The 15635-nt window shown below is 74.5% G+C and carries 8 protein-coding genes; 4 read left to right on the forward strand and 4 right to left on the reverse strand.

The annotated features are described in order from the left end of the window. Positions 1-73: 73 nt before the first annotated feature. A complete protein-coding gene (locus ACZ34W_RS19255) occupies positions 74-4381 on the forward strand; it encodes a LamG-like jellyroll fold domain-containing protein (RefSeq protein WP_465605615.1) in 4308 nt (1435 codons plus the stop codon). 137 nt (positions 4382-4518) lie between these two features. On the opposite strand, the gene ACZ34W_RS19260 is transcribed toward ACZ34W_RS19255, so the two are convergent. Next, positions 4519-5910: a pyridoxal phosphate-dependent decarboxylase family protein gene (locus ACZ34W_RS19260; RefSeq protein ID WP_465605617.1), complete on the reverse strand. Its 1392-nt coding sequence runs from the start codon at positions 5908-5910 to the stop codon at positions 4519-4521. Between the two features lie 1030 nt (positions 5911-6940). Here ACZ34W_RS19260 and ACZ34W_RS19265 point away from each other — a divergent pair. Both ACZ34W_RS19265 and ACZ34W_RS19270 read left to right on the forward strand, forming a co-directional pair. Further along, entirely contained in the window at positions 6941-7318 is a 378-nt protein-coding gene (locus ACZ34W_RS19265; RefSeq protein WP_465605619.1) for a hypothetical protein, read from the forward strand. Between the two features lie 208 nt (positions 7319-7526). Continuing rightward, entirely contained in the window at positions 7527-8831 is a 1305-nt protein-coding gene (locus ACZ34W_RS19270; protein WP_465605621.1) for a YncE family protein, read from the forward strand. Between the two features lie 100 nt (positions 8832-8931). Here ACZ34W_RS19270 and ACZ34W_RS19275 read toward each other — a convergent pair whose 3' ends face one another. The 3 genes from ACZ34W_RS19275 to ACZ34W_RS19285 are packed head-to-tail and all read right to left on the reverse strand — an operon-like array spanning position 8932 to position 13811. Further along, positions 8932-10221 carry an MFS transporter gene (locus tag ACZ34W_RS19275; RefSeq protein WP_465605623.1) on the reverse strand — a complete coding sequence of 430 codons (1290 nt, stop codon included), beginning with the start codon at positions 10219-10221 and terminating at the stop codon, positions 8932-8934. Between the two features lie 45 nt (positions 10222-10266). Beyond that, positions 10267-12426: a PEP/pyruvate-binding domain-containing protein gene (locus ACZ34W_RS19280; RefSeq protein WP_465605625.1), complete on the reverse strand. Its 2160-nt coding sequence runs from the start codon at positions 12424-12426 to the stop codon at positions 10267-10269. Then, the gene (locus ACZ34W_RS19285; protein WP_465605627.1) at positions 12423-13811 is read right to left on the reverse strand and encodes an ATP-grasp domain-containing protein; all 1389 of its coding nucleotides are present in this window, start codon (positions 13809-13811) and stop codon (positions 12423-12425) included. The genes ACZ34W_RS19280 and ACZ34W_RS19285 overlap by 4 nt, the downstream gene beginning before the upstream one ends. Positions 13812-14872: 1061 nt before the next feature. Between ACZ34W_RS19285 and ACZ34W_RS19290 the strand changes: the two genes are divergently transcribed. Further along, positions 14873-15604 carry a helix-turn-helix transcriptional regulator gene (locus tag ACZ34W_RS19290; RefSeq protein ID WP_329485204.1) on the forward strand — a complete coding sequence of 244 codons (732 nt, stop codon included), beginning with the start codon at positions 14873-14875 and terminating at the stop codon, positions 15602-15604. The last annotated feature ends 31 nt before the right edge of the window (positions 15605-15635 follow it).

A 15635-nucleotide genomic window follows, 5' to 3' on the forward strand; every position in this document is an offset into this window, starting at 1 on the left:
GGGGGGCCGTTCTGTGACGAGGAACACAACGGCGCCCGGGTTCGTCCGCCTCCGGTCCCTGAAAGGGCGATCCATGGGGGAGCACCTCCGCGTCCGGAGAAATCCGGCGCGCACACTGACACGCCGTCTGGCGCTGTCGGCGGCCGTCACCGGCCTGCTGCTCGGCAGTGCCGGACCGGCGCTCGCGGACGATCCGGCCGCCGGATCCGCGAGCACGACGACGGGCCCGGCCGCCGACTCGCCGCTGGCGGCCGCCAAGGCCGAGGCCGCGCGCACCGGCCGGCCGGTGACCGTCGACAGCCTCACCACCGAGACGTCGCGGACCGTCGCCAACGCCGACGGCACCTTCACCGCCACCACCCACCTGCAGCCCGCCCGGGTGCGCGAGGACGGCCACTGGAGGGACGTCGACGCCACGCTGACCAGGAACGGCGACGGGACCCTCTCCCCCGCGGCCACCCCCTCCGCGCTGGCCCTCTCCGGCGGGGGCGACGGGCCACTGGCCACCCTCACCGACCCGGACGGGCGACGGCTCTCCTACACCCTCCCGTTCCCGCTCCCCGCTCCCGTGGTGAACGGCAGCACCGCGCGCTACGACGGCGTCCTGCCGGGCGTCGACCTCAAGGTCACCAGCACCGACCAGGGCGGTTTCCACGAGGTCCTGATCGTGCGCGACGCCGCCGCGGCCGCCAACCCCGCGCTCGCCTCGCTCAAGCTGACCACCTCCGTCGGCGGAGGCCTGTCGCTGACGGCCGACCAGGACGGCCGGGTCGCGGTCACCGCGCCCGACGGCAGCGCGGTCTTCCGTTCGCCGACCCCGCTGATGTGGGACTCGGCGACGACCGCCCCGGCCGGGGCCGCCGCGGACCCGGCCCCGGCCGCCAAGGCGGCGCCGAAGACCGCACCGCAGGCCGCGCCGCAAGCCGCACCGCAGGCGGAGGCCCCCGCGGACGGCGCCCCCGCCACGGCGTCGACTCCCGAGGAACCGGGCAGCTCCGCCCAGGTCAAGCGGATCGCGGTGACCCATGCGGCCGACACCCTGACGCTGGTCCCCGACGCCGGCCTGCTCCGCGGCGCCGACACCGTCTGGCCGCTGTACATCGACCCGTACACCAGCCCGATCACCAGCAAGAAGAGCCACTTCGTCACCGTCAAGGAGGGCTGCGCGAGCCAGAGCCCGTACGACGACGCGCAGGACAACGGCGAGGGCGTCGGCTACCAGCGCTGGCAGGACTGCTTCGGCCTGAACCGCGCCTACTACGAGCTGAACATCGCCGGCCTCGACAAGAAGATGGTGATCTCCAAGTCGGTGGTCCACCTGACCTCGACCTACGGTGCCTCCTTCGACTGCGACAACGAGACCGGCGTCCGGCTCGCGACGGTGACCCCGATCAGCGGCTCCACCAGCTGGAACAACCAGCCGGACATCACCGGCGACGGCTACATCGGCGGCACCCAGCAGGTCAAGAGCTCCAACATCAGCCAGAAGTGCGGCAACCACGACGTCAACTTCGACGTGACCGGCCAGATCAGGAAGCTCTCCGGCGTCAAGGACAGCTGGACCTTCGGGCTCTGGGGCAACGAGTCCAAGTCGACGAGCAACAACGACTTCGTCCGCTTCGCCAACAACCCCTACCTGACCACGGTGTTCGACATCGCCCCGGAGACGCCGGACAACCTGGGCACCACCCCGGCCACCCGCGCCCCCGCGAGCAACGGCTGCGCCGGCGCGGCCGACGGCTGGATCGGCCAGTCCGGCCTGGCCGGGGACGCCTCCGACATCACCCTCAACGCCCACCTCACCACCGACATGAGCGGGGTCAACCTGCGCGCCCGGTACGAGGTCTGGGACACCAAGACGGCGGCCGCCGACGGCGGCTCGACCGACAAGGGCGCCCCGGTCAGCAGCTGGGTCAGCAACGGCGGCACCACCCGGGTCAACATCGGCTTCAAGGTCGCGGACGGCCACCAGTACGGGTGGCACGTCAAGGCCGAGGACGGCACCCTGGCGAGCGGCTGGACCGCCAACTGCTACTTCAAGACCGACCTGAGCGCGCCGAGCATCCCGTCCTTCACCGACTCCCCGGTCTTCCCGCCGCTCGGCGGCGACAAGGCGCCCACCGGCCACGCCGGTGACACCGGAGTCAAGATCACGGTGACCTCCAACGACCCGACGCCCACCGGCTGCACCCGCGGCAGCTGCGTCAGCAGCGGCATCGACCGCTTCGAGTACTCGCTGGACGCCAACATCCCGGCCAACGGCGCCGCGGCGGTCAACGCCGTCCCCACCACCGGCGGCAGCGCCACCGGCGACGTCCCGATCGTGCTGAGCGCCGCCCAGTGGGGCGCCCACACCCTGTTCGTCCGGGCCGTCGACAACGCCGGCAACACCCAGGGCACCGTCGGCCAGTACAGCTTCTTCGCGCCCTGGAACCCGGCCACCAAGGTGACCGCCGGCGACGCCGACGGCGACGCGGTGCCCGACCTGCTCGCCCCGACCACCGACGGCGACCTCGTCCTGGTCCGCGGCAACGCCGACCCGGCCGGACCGCCCGTCAGCGCCTCCGCCAAGGCCCAGAGCCCGGACGGCACGGGGTGGGACAACTACCTGGTCGCCCACCGGGGCACCGCCACCGGCACCAACGTCGACGACCTGTTCGCCTACTCCAGGGCGACCCACGAGCTGTACCTCTACCAGAACGACGCCGTGACCCCCGGCGGCGTCACCGGGCACTTCACGCTCACCCAGAACGTGATCCCGATCCGCAACTCCTCCTCCTGCCCGGCCAAGGGCTCGGACGGCACCTGGAAGAACGTCACCCAGCTGCTCGCCCCCGGCAAGCTCGCCCAGTTCGCCGACGCCCCCGACCTGGTCACCGTCGACAAGGGCGAACTCTGGTACTACCCGGGGACGTTCCAGGCCGGCTGCAACCTCGGGGCCGGCGTCCGGATCGGCACCGGCGACTGGTCCGGCACCACGCTGCTCGCCCCCGGCACCGTGGGCGGCGTGCCGACCCTGTGGGCCCGGGACAACGCCACCGGCGCGGTCAGCAGCTTCCCCCTGACCTTCGACGCCGGCCTGCCGACCACGAAGATCGCCGCGCCGACCCACGCCCCGCTGGTCTCCGGCGTGCTGGACACCGCCAACAAGAACCTCTGCCTGGACATCGCCGGCGGCAGGACCGTCAACGGCACCGCGGCCCAGATGTACACCTGCAACGGCACCGACGCGCAGCAGTTCGCGCTCGGCGCGGACGGCAGCATCCACGCGCTCGGCAAGTGCCTGGACGTGCAGAAGGGCGAGACCGCCAACAACACCCTCGTGCAGCTCTACCAGTGCAACAACACCGGCGCCCAGCAGTGGGCCCCCGGACCGTACCCGGGCACGCTGAAGAACCCGCAGTCCGGCCGTTGCCTGGCCGACCCGGCGAGCAACCGCAACCCGCGCACCCAGGTGATCATCTACGACTGCATGAACATCGCCGACCAGAAGTGGGCCGCCACCACCGGCAACGTGCTGCCCGCCGCGCAGAAGGTGCTGCCGATCGGCGTCGGCGACCGGGACGCCCCGACCGTCGCCTCCCCGGGTGACGTGCAGGGCACCGGGTACCCGGCGCTCTACGCCGGCTCCCGTTCCGGCCGGCTGACCGAGTACCCCGGCGCGGCACCGGCCGGCGGCCTGGCCCAGTTCGGGAACCCGGTCGGCATCGGCAACGTCCGCCAGCCCTCGGCCTGGTGGAAGCTGGACGGCACCGCGGACAGCATCCGCCCGACCGGTGCGCTCACCCTCAACGGCGGCGCCGCCCTCGGCACCGACCCGGCCCGCGGCGGCATCCTGAACCTGAACGGCTCCACCGCGTACGCGGCGGCCGCCGGTCCGGCGGTGGACACCAGCCGCAGCTACACGGTGTCCGCCTGGGTGCGGCTCACCAGCCTCACCGCCAACTCCACCTTCGTCTCGCAGTCCGGCACCAGCGCCAACGCCCTCCAGCTCTACTACTCCAGCGGCGCCCACGCGTTCGCCTTCGGCCACGCCCACGCCGACGACACCGCCGGCGCCTTCACCAGCGCCTACGGGCCCACCACCGGCGCCCTCGCCCCGAAGACCAACACCTGGTACCACCTGGTGGGCGTCTACGACGCGGACTCCGCCGACCTGCGCCTCTACGTCGACGGCTCGCTCGCGGGCACCGCCGAGTACGCGGGCACGGTCTGGAACGCGACCGGTCCGCTGCAGCTCGGCCGCCGCCTCTATATGGGCGCCTACGGCGAGTACGCCGCCGGCCAGATCGCCGACGTCCAGCTCTTCCCCGAGGCCCTCACCCCGATCGGCGTCTCCTCCCTCGACGGCAGGCGCCCCGTCCCCGCCCAGCTGAGCTGAGGCATCCGCCCCTCCGGCGCCCGCGGCCCGTCCACCCCACCCGGGTGGACGGGCCGCGGGCGTCTGGGGCGTCTGGGGCGTCGGGGGCGTCGGGTATCGGGGTGGGGACCACCGGCGCCGACACCGACCGCGGCCGGTCAGCTCGCGCCGGCCGCCGCGCGCAGCGCCGCCAGGACGCGATCGGTGTCGGTCGCGGTGGTGCGCCAGTTGCTGAAGGCGGCGCGGACCGCGGGCACCCCGTCGTACACCGTCGGTGTCAGGAACGCCTCCCCGGAGGCCGCGACGCGGCGCAGCAGGGCGTCGACGTCCTGCTGCGCGGGCCGCCCGGCGAGGGTGAAGCAGACCACGTTGAGGCGCACCGGCGCGAGCAGCCGGAAGGCCGGATCCGCGGCGAGGGACGCGCCCAGCCGGGCCGCCTCGGCGCAGTTGCGCTCCACGATCTCCCGGTGGCCCGCCCGGCCGTAGGCGGTGAGCGCGAACCAGGCCGGCAGGGCCCGCAGCCGCCTGGAGTTCTCCGGGGCCAGGTGCACCGGGTCCGGGTCGCCGGTCGGGGCGCCGAGGTACGGCGAGGCGTTGTGGAAGGCGGCCACCTGGAGGTCCCGGCGGCGGGTGAACTGCACGGCCGCGTCGTACGGGACGTTCAGCCACTTGTGCAGGTCCACGCAGACCGAGTCGGCCGCGTCCAGACCGTCGACCAGGTGCGCGTGGGCCGGCGAGAGCGCCGCGAAGGCGCCGAACGCGGCGTCGACGTGCAGCCAGAACGGGTACCGCTCGCGCAGCGCGGCGATCGCCCGCAGGTCGTCGAAGTCGACGGTGTTGACCGTGCCGGCGTTGGCGACCACCACGGCCGGACGCCCGTCCAGTGCCGCGAGTTCGTCGGCGAGCGCGGCCACGTCGACCGCCTCCCGCCCGTCCAGCGTCCGCACCTGCCGCAGGGCGCCCCGGCCGAGTCCGAGCACGGACAGCGCCTTCCCGATGCTCGAATGCGCGGCGCCGGACAGGACGTCGACCGGCCCGAGGGCGGCGAGGCCGTCCTGGGTGACGCTGACGCCGCGCCGCTCGCCCACCCACTCACGGGCGACGGCGAGGCCGACGAGGTTCGAGGTCGTCGCGCCGCTGACGAAGACGCCCGCGTGGGCCTCGCCGAGGCCGAAGAGGCCGCGGAGCCAGCCGATGGTCTCCTGTTCCAGGTCGGCCGCGGCCGAGCCGGTCCGGTTGCTGACGTTCTGGTCGAAGGCGGCCGTCAGCCAGTCACCGGCGAGCGCGGCCGGGGTCGCCCCGCCCGTGACGAAGCCGAGGTAACGGGGGCCGGCGCTGCCGCTGAACCCCGGCTCCCAGCGCTGGGCGAACAGCTTCAGCGCGCCGTCGGTGCCGCTCCCCTCGTCGGGCAGCGGCTCCACGGGCCCGGGCGCGCCGGGCGTCACCACCGGCCGGTCCGCGAGGCCCGCGAGCACGTGCGCGGCGCGATCGCCGACCGCGTCGAGGAGTTCGGGCAGTCGGGCGAGGTCTTCACCGAGGCGAGGATGCATGCGGACAGCCTAGGCTCGGGCCCGGCCGTCCCACGGCCCCCGGGGCGGGACGCGGCCCGCGGGCCGTGGGACGGCCGCGAGCTTCTGCCGGTGCCGTCGGCGAAGCCCGACTCCCCCGCCACGACGTGTACTTCAGGGGCGCCGTCACCTGCGGCTCCACCCGCCGGTGAGCGGAGGCGTCCAGCGCCCCGGGGCCCTGCCCTCAGGGCTCACCGGCCGGGCCGACACGTCCGGCGCGTCGCACCGGGTAGGGCGGGCGCCCGCCGCGACGCGGCGCCGGGCAGACGGTTTCCGAACTCGACCGCGGTACGGGGGTTTGCCGCACGCGATCGGGGTCAGAAGTGCCGCGGGGCGTCGCGCCTCCCGATCGGGGCCATCCCCCCCCGGACCGGTCGGGACCGCGCGCGACGCCCGTGCGGTTCCCAGGGTCCGCCGCCACTCCCCCTCCCGGCGGCGGACCTGGGCCCGCTCCCCACCTCCGTCGTACGCCGTGGCCCTTCGGGCCGGCGGCCGCCGACACCCCCGTGCCCCGTCGTACAGCTGAACCCACCTCAGCGACCCACCACGGCCGGGGCGGCGGCGTGAGGGCCTCGGCGCGAGCGGCCGGTTTCACCCATCCTCTACAGTCCTGTAGATTTTGGCTGGCAGCGGGCCGCACCGGCCCGGCCGGGGCGCGACCTGGTGGCGACACCGACGCACCCGTGCCGACGCAGTACCGATCGAGTGCTCCGGGGGAAGCGACCGTGGTCCCACCGCTCGGGCTCCGCCCGGAGGGCCGAGTCGGTGGCGGGCACGTCCTGGCCCGGAGTGACGGTCGGCGCACGCGGATCGGCAGCCGGGACCACCGCGGCCGTGACGGAGCGCGAACTCTGCGGCCGGCGTCGGCGGCGCGGGTGGGCGCCGCCGCCGGGGTGTCGGAGGCTCCCTGACGACGTGCCACCGGGCGCTGTCCGGAGGCCCGCCTCTGACGGAGCGTGCCCAGGCCGAGAGCCGCGCCCGCAGGACACCATGGAAAACAGCAGGAGGAACAGTGAAGTCGCGCATCATCGCGAGAGTCGTCCCCGCCCTCGTTCTGGCAGGCCTGATGCTGGGCTCGCCGGGCGTCGCCGCGGCCGCGCCGGCCGCGGTCCACGCGGCCGGATCCGTCGCCCGGCCCGCGGAGTCCGGCGTCGACCGGGCGGGGGACCGCGCGGCGCCCGCCGTCGCGCAGCCGGTCGAGAACCGCGCGGCCCGGGCCGGCGCGCTCGCGGCCGGCGACAAGAAGGAGAAGAAGAAGGGCGGCTTCTTCAAGAAGCTCGGCATAGCCGTCCTCGTCGTCATCCTGTTGATCGTGCTGTTCGCCGTCGGGCTCGTCGTCGCGATCGTCTTCGCGATCCGCGCCATCTTCCGCCGCCGCCGGGAGGCGTGAGCACCGGCCCGGGTGCCGGGGGCGGGCGGCCGTGCGGCCCCGGCCCGGCCCAGGACGAGTGCGCCGGGCCACCGCCGGCGGGCGGTGGCCCTCCCCCAATTGGTGCGCGCAGACGTCTTGGCAGAAGGAGGGGGCCTTCCCTACCGTCGAGTAACGCAATCGACCGACGCCCACCCCCCACTCTGCGCGTCTGCGCGAAGGAGCGGCGATGTCCCCGCACGCGTTATCGTCCGACGCCCGCCCGTCCCGCCGGTCCCGGCCCGTCAGGGCCGCCGTGGGCGCCCTCGCGGCCGCCCTCGTCCTGCCCCTCGCCGCCGTCGCCCCGGCCGCCGCGACGGCCGGGCCGGCCCCCGGGCACGTGCGCGCCCTGCGCGAGGTGATGTTCGTCGGCAACAACTGGGACGGCACCGCGGACGTCATCCGCTCCACCGGTGACCTGGCCGGGATCGGCCGTGTCAACGTCGTCCCCGACAAGGACCAGCGGCTCACCGAGATCTACCTCAACCCCGTCAAACTCGCCTACTTCCTGGGCGTCCGGCTGGGCCCGGGCGAGGGCCACGACCAGTTCGTCGACGACATGTACTCCACCCCGGACGGGTCCGCGGTGGTCGTCTCGCGCCCGAGCTTCGCCGACGTCGTCTCCATCGACCTCGCCACCGGGCGGATCAACTGGCGCTTTCCCGTGTCGGGTTACCGCTCGGACCACATGGCGCTCTCCCCGGACGGCACCCGCGTGGCGGTCTCCGCCTCCACCTCCAACACGGTCCATGTGCTGGACGTCCGCACCGGCGCGCAACTCGGCTCGTTCGCGACCGGGGACAAGCCCCACGAGAACCTCTTCACCGACGGCGGGCGACGGATCTGGAACATGTCGATCGGCGAGGTCAACACCGCCCTCGACGCGCCGTGGCTGGACTGGACGAAGGGCGACCGCCGGATCACCGTGGTCGACGCCGACACGTTCGCGCCGGTCAGGGTCATCGACATGCGGGAGCGGCTGGATGCCGCCGGCCGCTCGGACCTCTCCGACGCGATCCGCCCGGCGGCGTTCACCCCGGACGGGTCGACGCTCTTCTTCCAGGTGTCCTTCTTCAACGGCCTGGTCGAGTACGACGTCGCCGCCGACCGGATCACCCGGGTCAAGACCCTGCCGAAGAACCCCGCGGCCAGCGAGGACCGCACCACCTGGGTCAACGACTCGCGCCACCACGGCCTGTCGATGAGCCCGGCCGGTGACAAGCTCTGTGTCGCCGGCACCATGGACGACTACGCGACCGTGGTCGACCGGGCCACGCTCCAGGAGGGCCCGCTGGTGCCCGCCTCGAAACCGTACTGGGCCACCGTGAGCGGCGACGGCACGGCCTGCGTGATCTCCGAGAGCGGCGCCGACCAGGTCACCGCGATCGACTTCGCGACCGGACGGAAGACCGTCTCCGTACCGGTCGGCGACCACCCGCAGCGCGTGCGCCTCGGCCACGTGCCGGCCGACTGGACCGGCCCCTCGGGGGCGTGACCCGGGCCGGCCCGGGCGCCCGGGCGTCCGGTCGGCCCCGCCGCAGCCCCCGCCGCCCGTTCGCCGCACGGACACTGCCGGGACGGGCGCGGTGGAGCGGCTACCGGGACAGCGCCCGGTCCGACGGGGTGCCGGTGTCCGCTCCCGGACCGGGGCGGCGCCGGACCAGCCGCAGCGCCAACGCGACGGCGCCCAGCAGGACGCAGGTGCCCAGGGCGGCGTGCAGGAGCAGCCCGTCGAGCCGGTCCGCCGCCAGGTAGGCGCCGACGGCGAGTGCCACCAGGGCGCACACCCCTCGGTCGATGATCGACTCCAGGGACAGCAGGGTCGCCCGGTAGGGGGTCGGCGGGATGGCCGCGTTGATCAGGTAGCGCTGGACCGGGTAGGCGAGGCCGGTGGCGGCGGCGAACACGCACAGCCACGCGATGGTCGCCGCCGCACCGGACAGGGCGGTGGCGGCCAGCGATCCGGCCATCACGAGGCTCAGCACGGTGACGGCCGCGGTGTCCGAGAGCCTGGCCCGGATCCAGCCGGGCCGGGAGGAGCCCAGCGCCTCGGCCACCGTCATCGCGGAGAGCACCGCGCCGTGGTCGGCGACCGGGACGGCCCTGGCCAGCAGCAGCGGCTGGAACAGGTTGACCTGGCAGATCCGGGCCAGGGTGAAGATCGCCACGCCCTGGACCATCAGCGGTCCCAGGGCCCGGGAGGTCCGCAGCACCTTCCACGCCTGACGCACGGAGTCCAGGAACCCGCCGCCGGGCACGGCCCCGGCCGGCGGAGGCGCCGAGGGCGGCGGGGGCAGCGCCGGCAACGCGGCGGCGCAGGCCAGGGAGCCGAGGGTGCAGGCGGCGGTCAGCAGGTAGGGCGCCTGGTGGACCGTACCCATCAGCACGCCCACCAGCGGCCAGCAGGCGATCTTCGCCCACAGGCCGAGGGCCCGCGCGGTGCCCTCCGCCTGCACGTAGCGCTCTCCGGCGCCCTCGGCGTGCAGGTACTCGTAGAGGTAGGCGCTGGAGGCACCGGAGACCAGGGAGCGGGCGGCGGCGATCGCCAGGAAGTGCAGCAGGAAGCCGGTGGCGGAGGGCAGCGCCACCGGCACCAGGTTGGCGGCCGTCATCACCGCGGCCCCGAGCCGCAGGCAGGTCCGCTGCCCGATCCGGTCGGCGATGAAGCCGGTGGGGACCTCCAGCAGGCAGAAGGCGACGTAGTAGACGCTCTGGATGCCGAAGATCTGGCTGTCCGACAGGCCGGCCTGCCGCTGGTACTCGTAGAAGACCGGCATCCACCACAGCAGGTTGAACAGCAGTTGGAAGCCGTTGTTCAGGCGGACCACCCGGCGGACCCCGGGCGGGGCGGCGGGACCGCGCTTGGCTCGGCCGAGCAGGGACACGAGCTTGCCTTCCTTCGCGTCGGGGGGGGTGGTTCCGCGGGCCGCTCAGCCGTTGTAGGGGCGCAGTTGCAGCAGGTGGACCCGGCCGCCGGGGGCCAGCAGCCACTCCACGTCGAGGGGTGCGGCGAAGGTGTAGTCCGCGGCGAAGTGGGACTGGAGCAGGCGTCCGGCCAGGGCGAGCCGGCCGAGGTGTGCCCGGGTCTCGGCGTCGAGGTCCTCGGCGGCGGCGCCGAGCGAGAGCGTCCGGCCGCCACCCTCCACGGTGTTGTAGAGGTACTGCAGCGGCAGCGCGGTGCCCTCGACCACCGCCGAGGTCGAGCCGGGCGCGCAGTTGAGGTAGACGTTGCGGAAGTCCGCCCGGTTGGTGGGGTTGCAGGTCACCATCACCCCACCGAGCGGGGACGGCTCGTAGCGCTGGACGATCACCCCCATGAACGTGTCGTCCAGGGAGATGCCGGCCTCGTGGCGCAGCCGGACGCTGCGCGGCGACAGCAGCGAGGCCCACACCTGGCGGATCGCGTCGAGCAGGCCCGGCAGGTCGGTGACCTTGGTGTGCGACTCGTAGATGCCCGCGGCGGAGAAGCCCGGCAGGTCCTCGGCGTTGGAGGAGGAGCGCACCGCCAGCCGCCCGGCGCCGGCGAGGTGGCGCACCGCGTGCGCGTCCAGTGCCCGCACCAGGTCGTCGGGGACGGGGGTGGCCACGATGAGGTGCTGGAGCTGGACGCAGACCGAGTCGACCGCGTCCATCGCGCCGAGTTCGAGCGCCATCTTCAGCTTGCCGATGCTCTGCTGCACGGCCCGGGAGGAGTCCAGGAAGCGCTGCTGGACGGCGAACGGCACCGCGATCCCCTCGGGCGCGCTGACGTGCCGGGACAGGAAGTCCGCCGCCGCCTGGACGAGGTCGGCGTCCGCGGCCACCCCCAGCCGCCCGGCCAGGTGGCCCAGCAGGTCGGGTCGCGGCGCGCGGGGCACCGAGTAGTAGCCGGTCAGCCGGGCCGATCCGTGGCGCAGCACGTGGTGGAGTTCGCCCAGGTTGGCCGCCTTGGTGCCGTAGCCGCGGCGGTCCCCGGCGCGCAGCCGGGAGAGCGGCACGATCGGCACGTCCTCCACCCGGGGGGCGTCGATCCGGATGCGCTGGGTGTGCCAGACCGGCTGGGTGAGGTCGGCCGGCTCCTCGGCCCGCTCGATGGTGACGCCGTCGGCGCCGACCTCGTAGCGGACCCAGCCGCCGTCCAGGTCGTCGGCGGCGATCCGGTCGAGGGCGCCGCGCACGATGGCGTTGGGTATCCCCCAGCCGGCGGCCAGCATGTTGGTGTGCGACAGCGGGGTGGTGGGCAGGGCGTTGACCAGGCCGGCCAGCCGGGGGATGTCGTCGGGGACGACCGGCATGGCCACGATGTCGTACCAGGTGAGGTCCGCCCGGGCGGCGCGGTACGCGTCCGCGTCGGCGAAGGCGCGCAGCCGGCCGGTGGCCGATCCCAGGGTGAGCGGGACGAAGGGCCGCGCGGCGAGCAGCGCGTCCGAGCCGGTCCGGGGCAGGACGCTCTCGGGCACGGCCGCCAGGGCGTTCTCCTGTGCGTGGTTGGCCGGCTTCACCAGCAGGGCGAGGGACTGGTCGAGGTGCTCGCGGACGAAGCGGTGGAACTCGGTGAGCAGGTCGGCGCCCATGGTGTCGGCCTCGGTGGTCTCCAGGACCATGAACGGCTCGGTCGACCGGCCGGGCTGGTCGGCCTGGCTGGGCCGGTTCGCCTGGTCGCCGGCGTGCAGGGAGAGCACGCCGAGCAGGAAGCGCCGTTCCGGGTCCTGGTAGACGCTCCGGTTGAAGCCGTCGAGGTCGGCGTCGAGCTCCTCCAGGGTCAGGCCCTCGATCGTGGTGGCGATGTAGTCGACGTGGAACGGGTGCACGGCGCTGTCGAGGATGTGCCACAGCGCCTTGTGCCGGTCGACGACGACCTTGACGTAGGGATGGCCGCCGAGCGTGCCGCAGAGCCGTTCGAAGAGCGGCATGGTGAGACGCGCGCCGATCACCGCACCGGTCTCGGTGCCGGTGTCCGTGTCGCTCTCCGTGCCGAGCATCGCGTCGGTCTCCGTGCCGGTCGGCGCGCCGTCCGGCGCCGCGTTCGTGGCCTCGTTCGGCGCGTCGTACGTCGCCTCGTTCGTCTGCGGGCCGGCGGCGCCCGCCGACGCGCCGGGGTGGGCGGTCACCGGCTCGCTCCGGTCGTCAGGTGGGCGGTCAGTGCCTTCGGCAACGCCTCGATGATCCGGGTGCAGTCCGCCACCAGGACGTCCGCCGACCTCGCGGTCAGGAAGCACAGGGCAGCCATGGTGTTGGCGCCCTCGGCCCGCTCGTACGCGGGCATCGGGGTGCCGGCGGGGAGGCTGCGTTCCCGGACCGGTTCGATCGTGGAGCCGGGGCTGAGCAGGTCCGTCCAGTCCACGGCGTCGAAGTCCCAGCGCGGCTGCTCGCTCCAGGGCTCGCCCGCGCGGTCGGCGGCGAGGATCACCAGCGAGCCGGCGGCCCCGGCGGCCCCGCTGCCCCCGGCGCCGGTGAGCATGGCGGGCGGGTAGGCGACGGGCCGCCCGAGCAGTTCGCGCGTCAGCATGCCGATCATGTCGAGTCCGAAGACGGCCTCCACCTGCCGGGTCGTCATCACGCCCCCGAACCGGGCGGCGGTCTCGATCAGCCACATGTCCCGTCCGCCGGGGGCGAGTTTGATCTCGGTGTGGGTGGCGCAGGTGTCCAGACCGAGCGCGTCCACGGCGGCCCGGGAGGCCGCCTCGATCCGGCGCTGGAGGGGCTCGGACAGGTCCGCCGGAGCGATGCTCGCGCGCTCGGTGAAGGGCGGGACGGTCGGCAGCCGGCCGGTGAGGCACAGCGGGTGGTAGACGCCGCCGGCGACGATGCCCTCCACGCTGACGTAGTCGCCCCAGCCCGGATCGGCGAACCAGCCCCGGGTGCCGCCGGTGACGATCTCCTCCAGCAGGAAGTCGCTCACCCCCTCGTCGGCGGCGTGCAGTTCGGCGTAGCCCTCCTCGGCGGAGGAGGCCATCACGGACCGGCCGAGCCGCCAGGCGCGGCCCGCCTCCCGGGCGTCGCGCACGGTGAGGTGCGCGGTCGATCCGGCGCTCCACGCGGCCTTCAGCAGCAGCGGCGGGGTCAGCCGTCGGAACGCCTCGTCGATGTCGGCGGCGCCGTGGATCTCGGCGAAGCCCGGGACGGGTACGCCGGCGTCACGCCAGATCCGCCGCATCAGGCGCTTGTCGCGGGCCGCCGCGACGTGCTCCCCCGGGCCGGCCAGCCCGAGCCGGCGGCAGGCGAGGGCCACGGCCACCACCGCGTACTCGGAGAACGTCAGCACGGCCTGCGCCGCGACGCGTTCGGCGTGGTCGGCGATCAGCTCGACCAGCGCCGTCCCGCCCGAGGGCGGCGCCTCGGTGACCGACGCGCAGGCCGGCCGCCAGGTGTCCGCCGTGACCTGCGGCAGTGGCGCGAGCGCCAGCAGATGGACCTCGCCGTACGCCGCCATGCGCGGGACCGCGTACTCCAGGGGCGGACCGCCCCTCGCATGCACGAACAGGATGCTGCTCATCTCGCTCCTCGGGGTTGGGCGGACAGGGACGTTGCCTGTCGTGTCGGGTGCCCGGTGGCCGGCCCGTCCTCGGGCGCCCGGACCACGGCGGGGGCGCGGCGCCCCGGTGCGGCGTGCACCGCACCGGAGGACGGATGCCCGGTTGTACCGTTGCCAACAGCAGCAGCTGACCGGCCGTCACGTGCTTTCGGCCTGACGTCGGCAGCGCATCTCCGCCTCGGGCCGGGCCTGCCTCTATCCTCAGCAGCCATGCTTGTCATGCACCAATCGGACTGGACCCCGACCGAGACTTTCCGCCACCCGGCACAGGCCACCGGCACCGGGCCCGGTCGGCAGCCCGACCCCGCCCGGACACGCCCGCACGATCGGGGCCGCGCCCGCACCCGCCGGGCGCCGCACTCCGCTCCCCCGCGCCGAGCACGACCGGCGAAGTCGTGAGCGGGCGGCACCGGAGAAGCGCCGGTACGCGGCGGCGGCGCCCGTGAAAGCCTCGGACCGCTGGGCCCGCCCCCGCCCGCCGTGGCCGCGGCGGAGCCAGGTGGCGGGCCGGTCCGACGCCCGGCGCGGGATCCTCCACCGGCATCGTGCGGGGCCGTCGGACGCCGGCCCCCACCAGCCCGTGCCGCCCGCCTCGCCGCAGCCGACGATGGCCGGAATCGTCTCCCGCCCGTGGTGGGTCGGGCACCGCTCGGCCCGGCGGCTGCCGGCCCGCCGTCCCGGGAAGGGCGTGGCGCTCCTCTCGGCGAGCGGCTCGACCTCCGCGCCACCCTCAGCAGGGCCGCCGGGACGCGCGCCCCGCCGACCGCGCTGCTACTCGGCCCGCCAGTGCACGAAGCGGGGCGGGACCGCGCCGCAGATGACGACGGCACCGATGGGACTCCTCTACGGGGAGGCCTCCGGGGGGGATCACCCCGTCGCCGAGACCGTCAGTCGTCCAAGGGACGCGTCCCGGCAACGACCCGAGCGTGGGTCGAGCTGCCCGGCCACCAAGGGGCCGGCGGGCGGTCGGTGGCGGAGATGACCCTTCTATCTCCGATCCACGTTGTTCCTAGAATGGCGGGGTGAACGACATCGATGCGATCGCACTGTTGCAGGATCCGGTGCGGCGACGCCTGTACGAGTACGTGGTGGCGCAGGGCCGCGAGGTCGGCCGCAACGAGGCCGCCGAGGCGGCCGGGGTGGCGCGCACTCTCGCCGCGCACCATCTGGACCGGCTGACCGAGGCCGGGCTGCTGGAGAGCGGCAGCCGTCGGCTGTCGGGCCGCTCGGGGCCGGGGGCGGGCCGTCCGGCCAAGGTGTACACGCGGGCGCCGGGCGAACGCTCGGTGTCCCTGCCCGCCCGCGACTACCGGACCGTCGCCGAGCTGCTCGCGGAGGCCGCCGAGCAGGCCGGGCTGGATTCCGGGCTGTACGCGGCCGCGCGCCGCCGGGGGGAGGCGCTGCGCGGCTCGGCGGAACCCTGCGGCGGTCTCGCGGAGGCCATGGAGTTGCTGGCCGCGCGCGGGTACGAGCCGCGTCTGGACACCCTCGGGGAGGACCGGGGTGTCGAGGGCGACGACGCCGCCGACGGCGTCGAGGAGGCGACCGGGGCGGTGGCCGAAGCGGGGGTGGTCCGCATGCGCAACTGTCCCTTCCACGCGGTCTCCGAGCGCTTTCCGCCCCTCGTCTGCGGCATGAACCTGGCCCTCCTGGAAGGGCTGCTCGGAGTGGACGGCCCCGTCCGCGCCCGGATGGACGCCCGGCCCGGGGACTGCTGCGTGATCGTCGAGCCCTCTAAAACCAATACTGATTGACATAGAAAAGCGAGCCGTGCTGGGATGAGGC

The organism is Kitasatospora sp. NPDC022856, assembly GCF_055561235.1.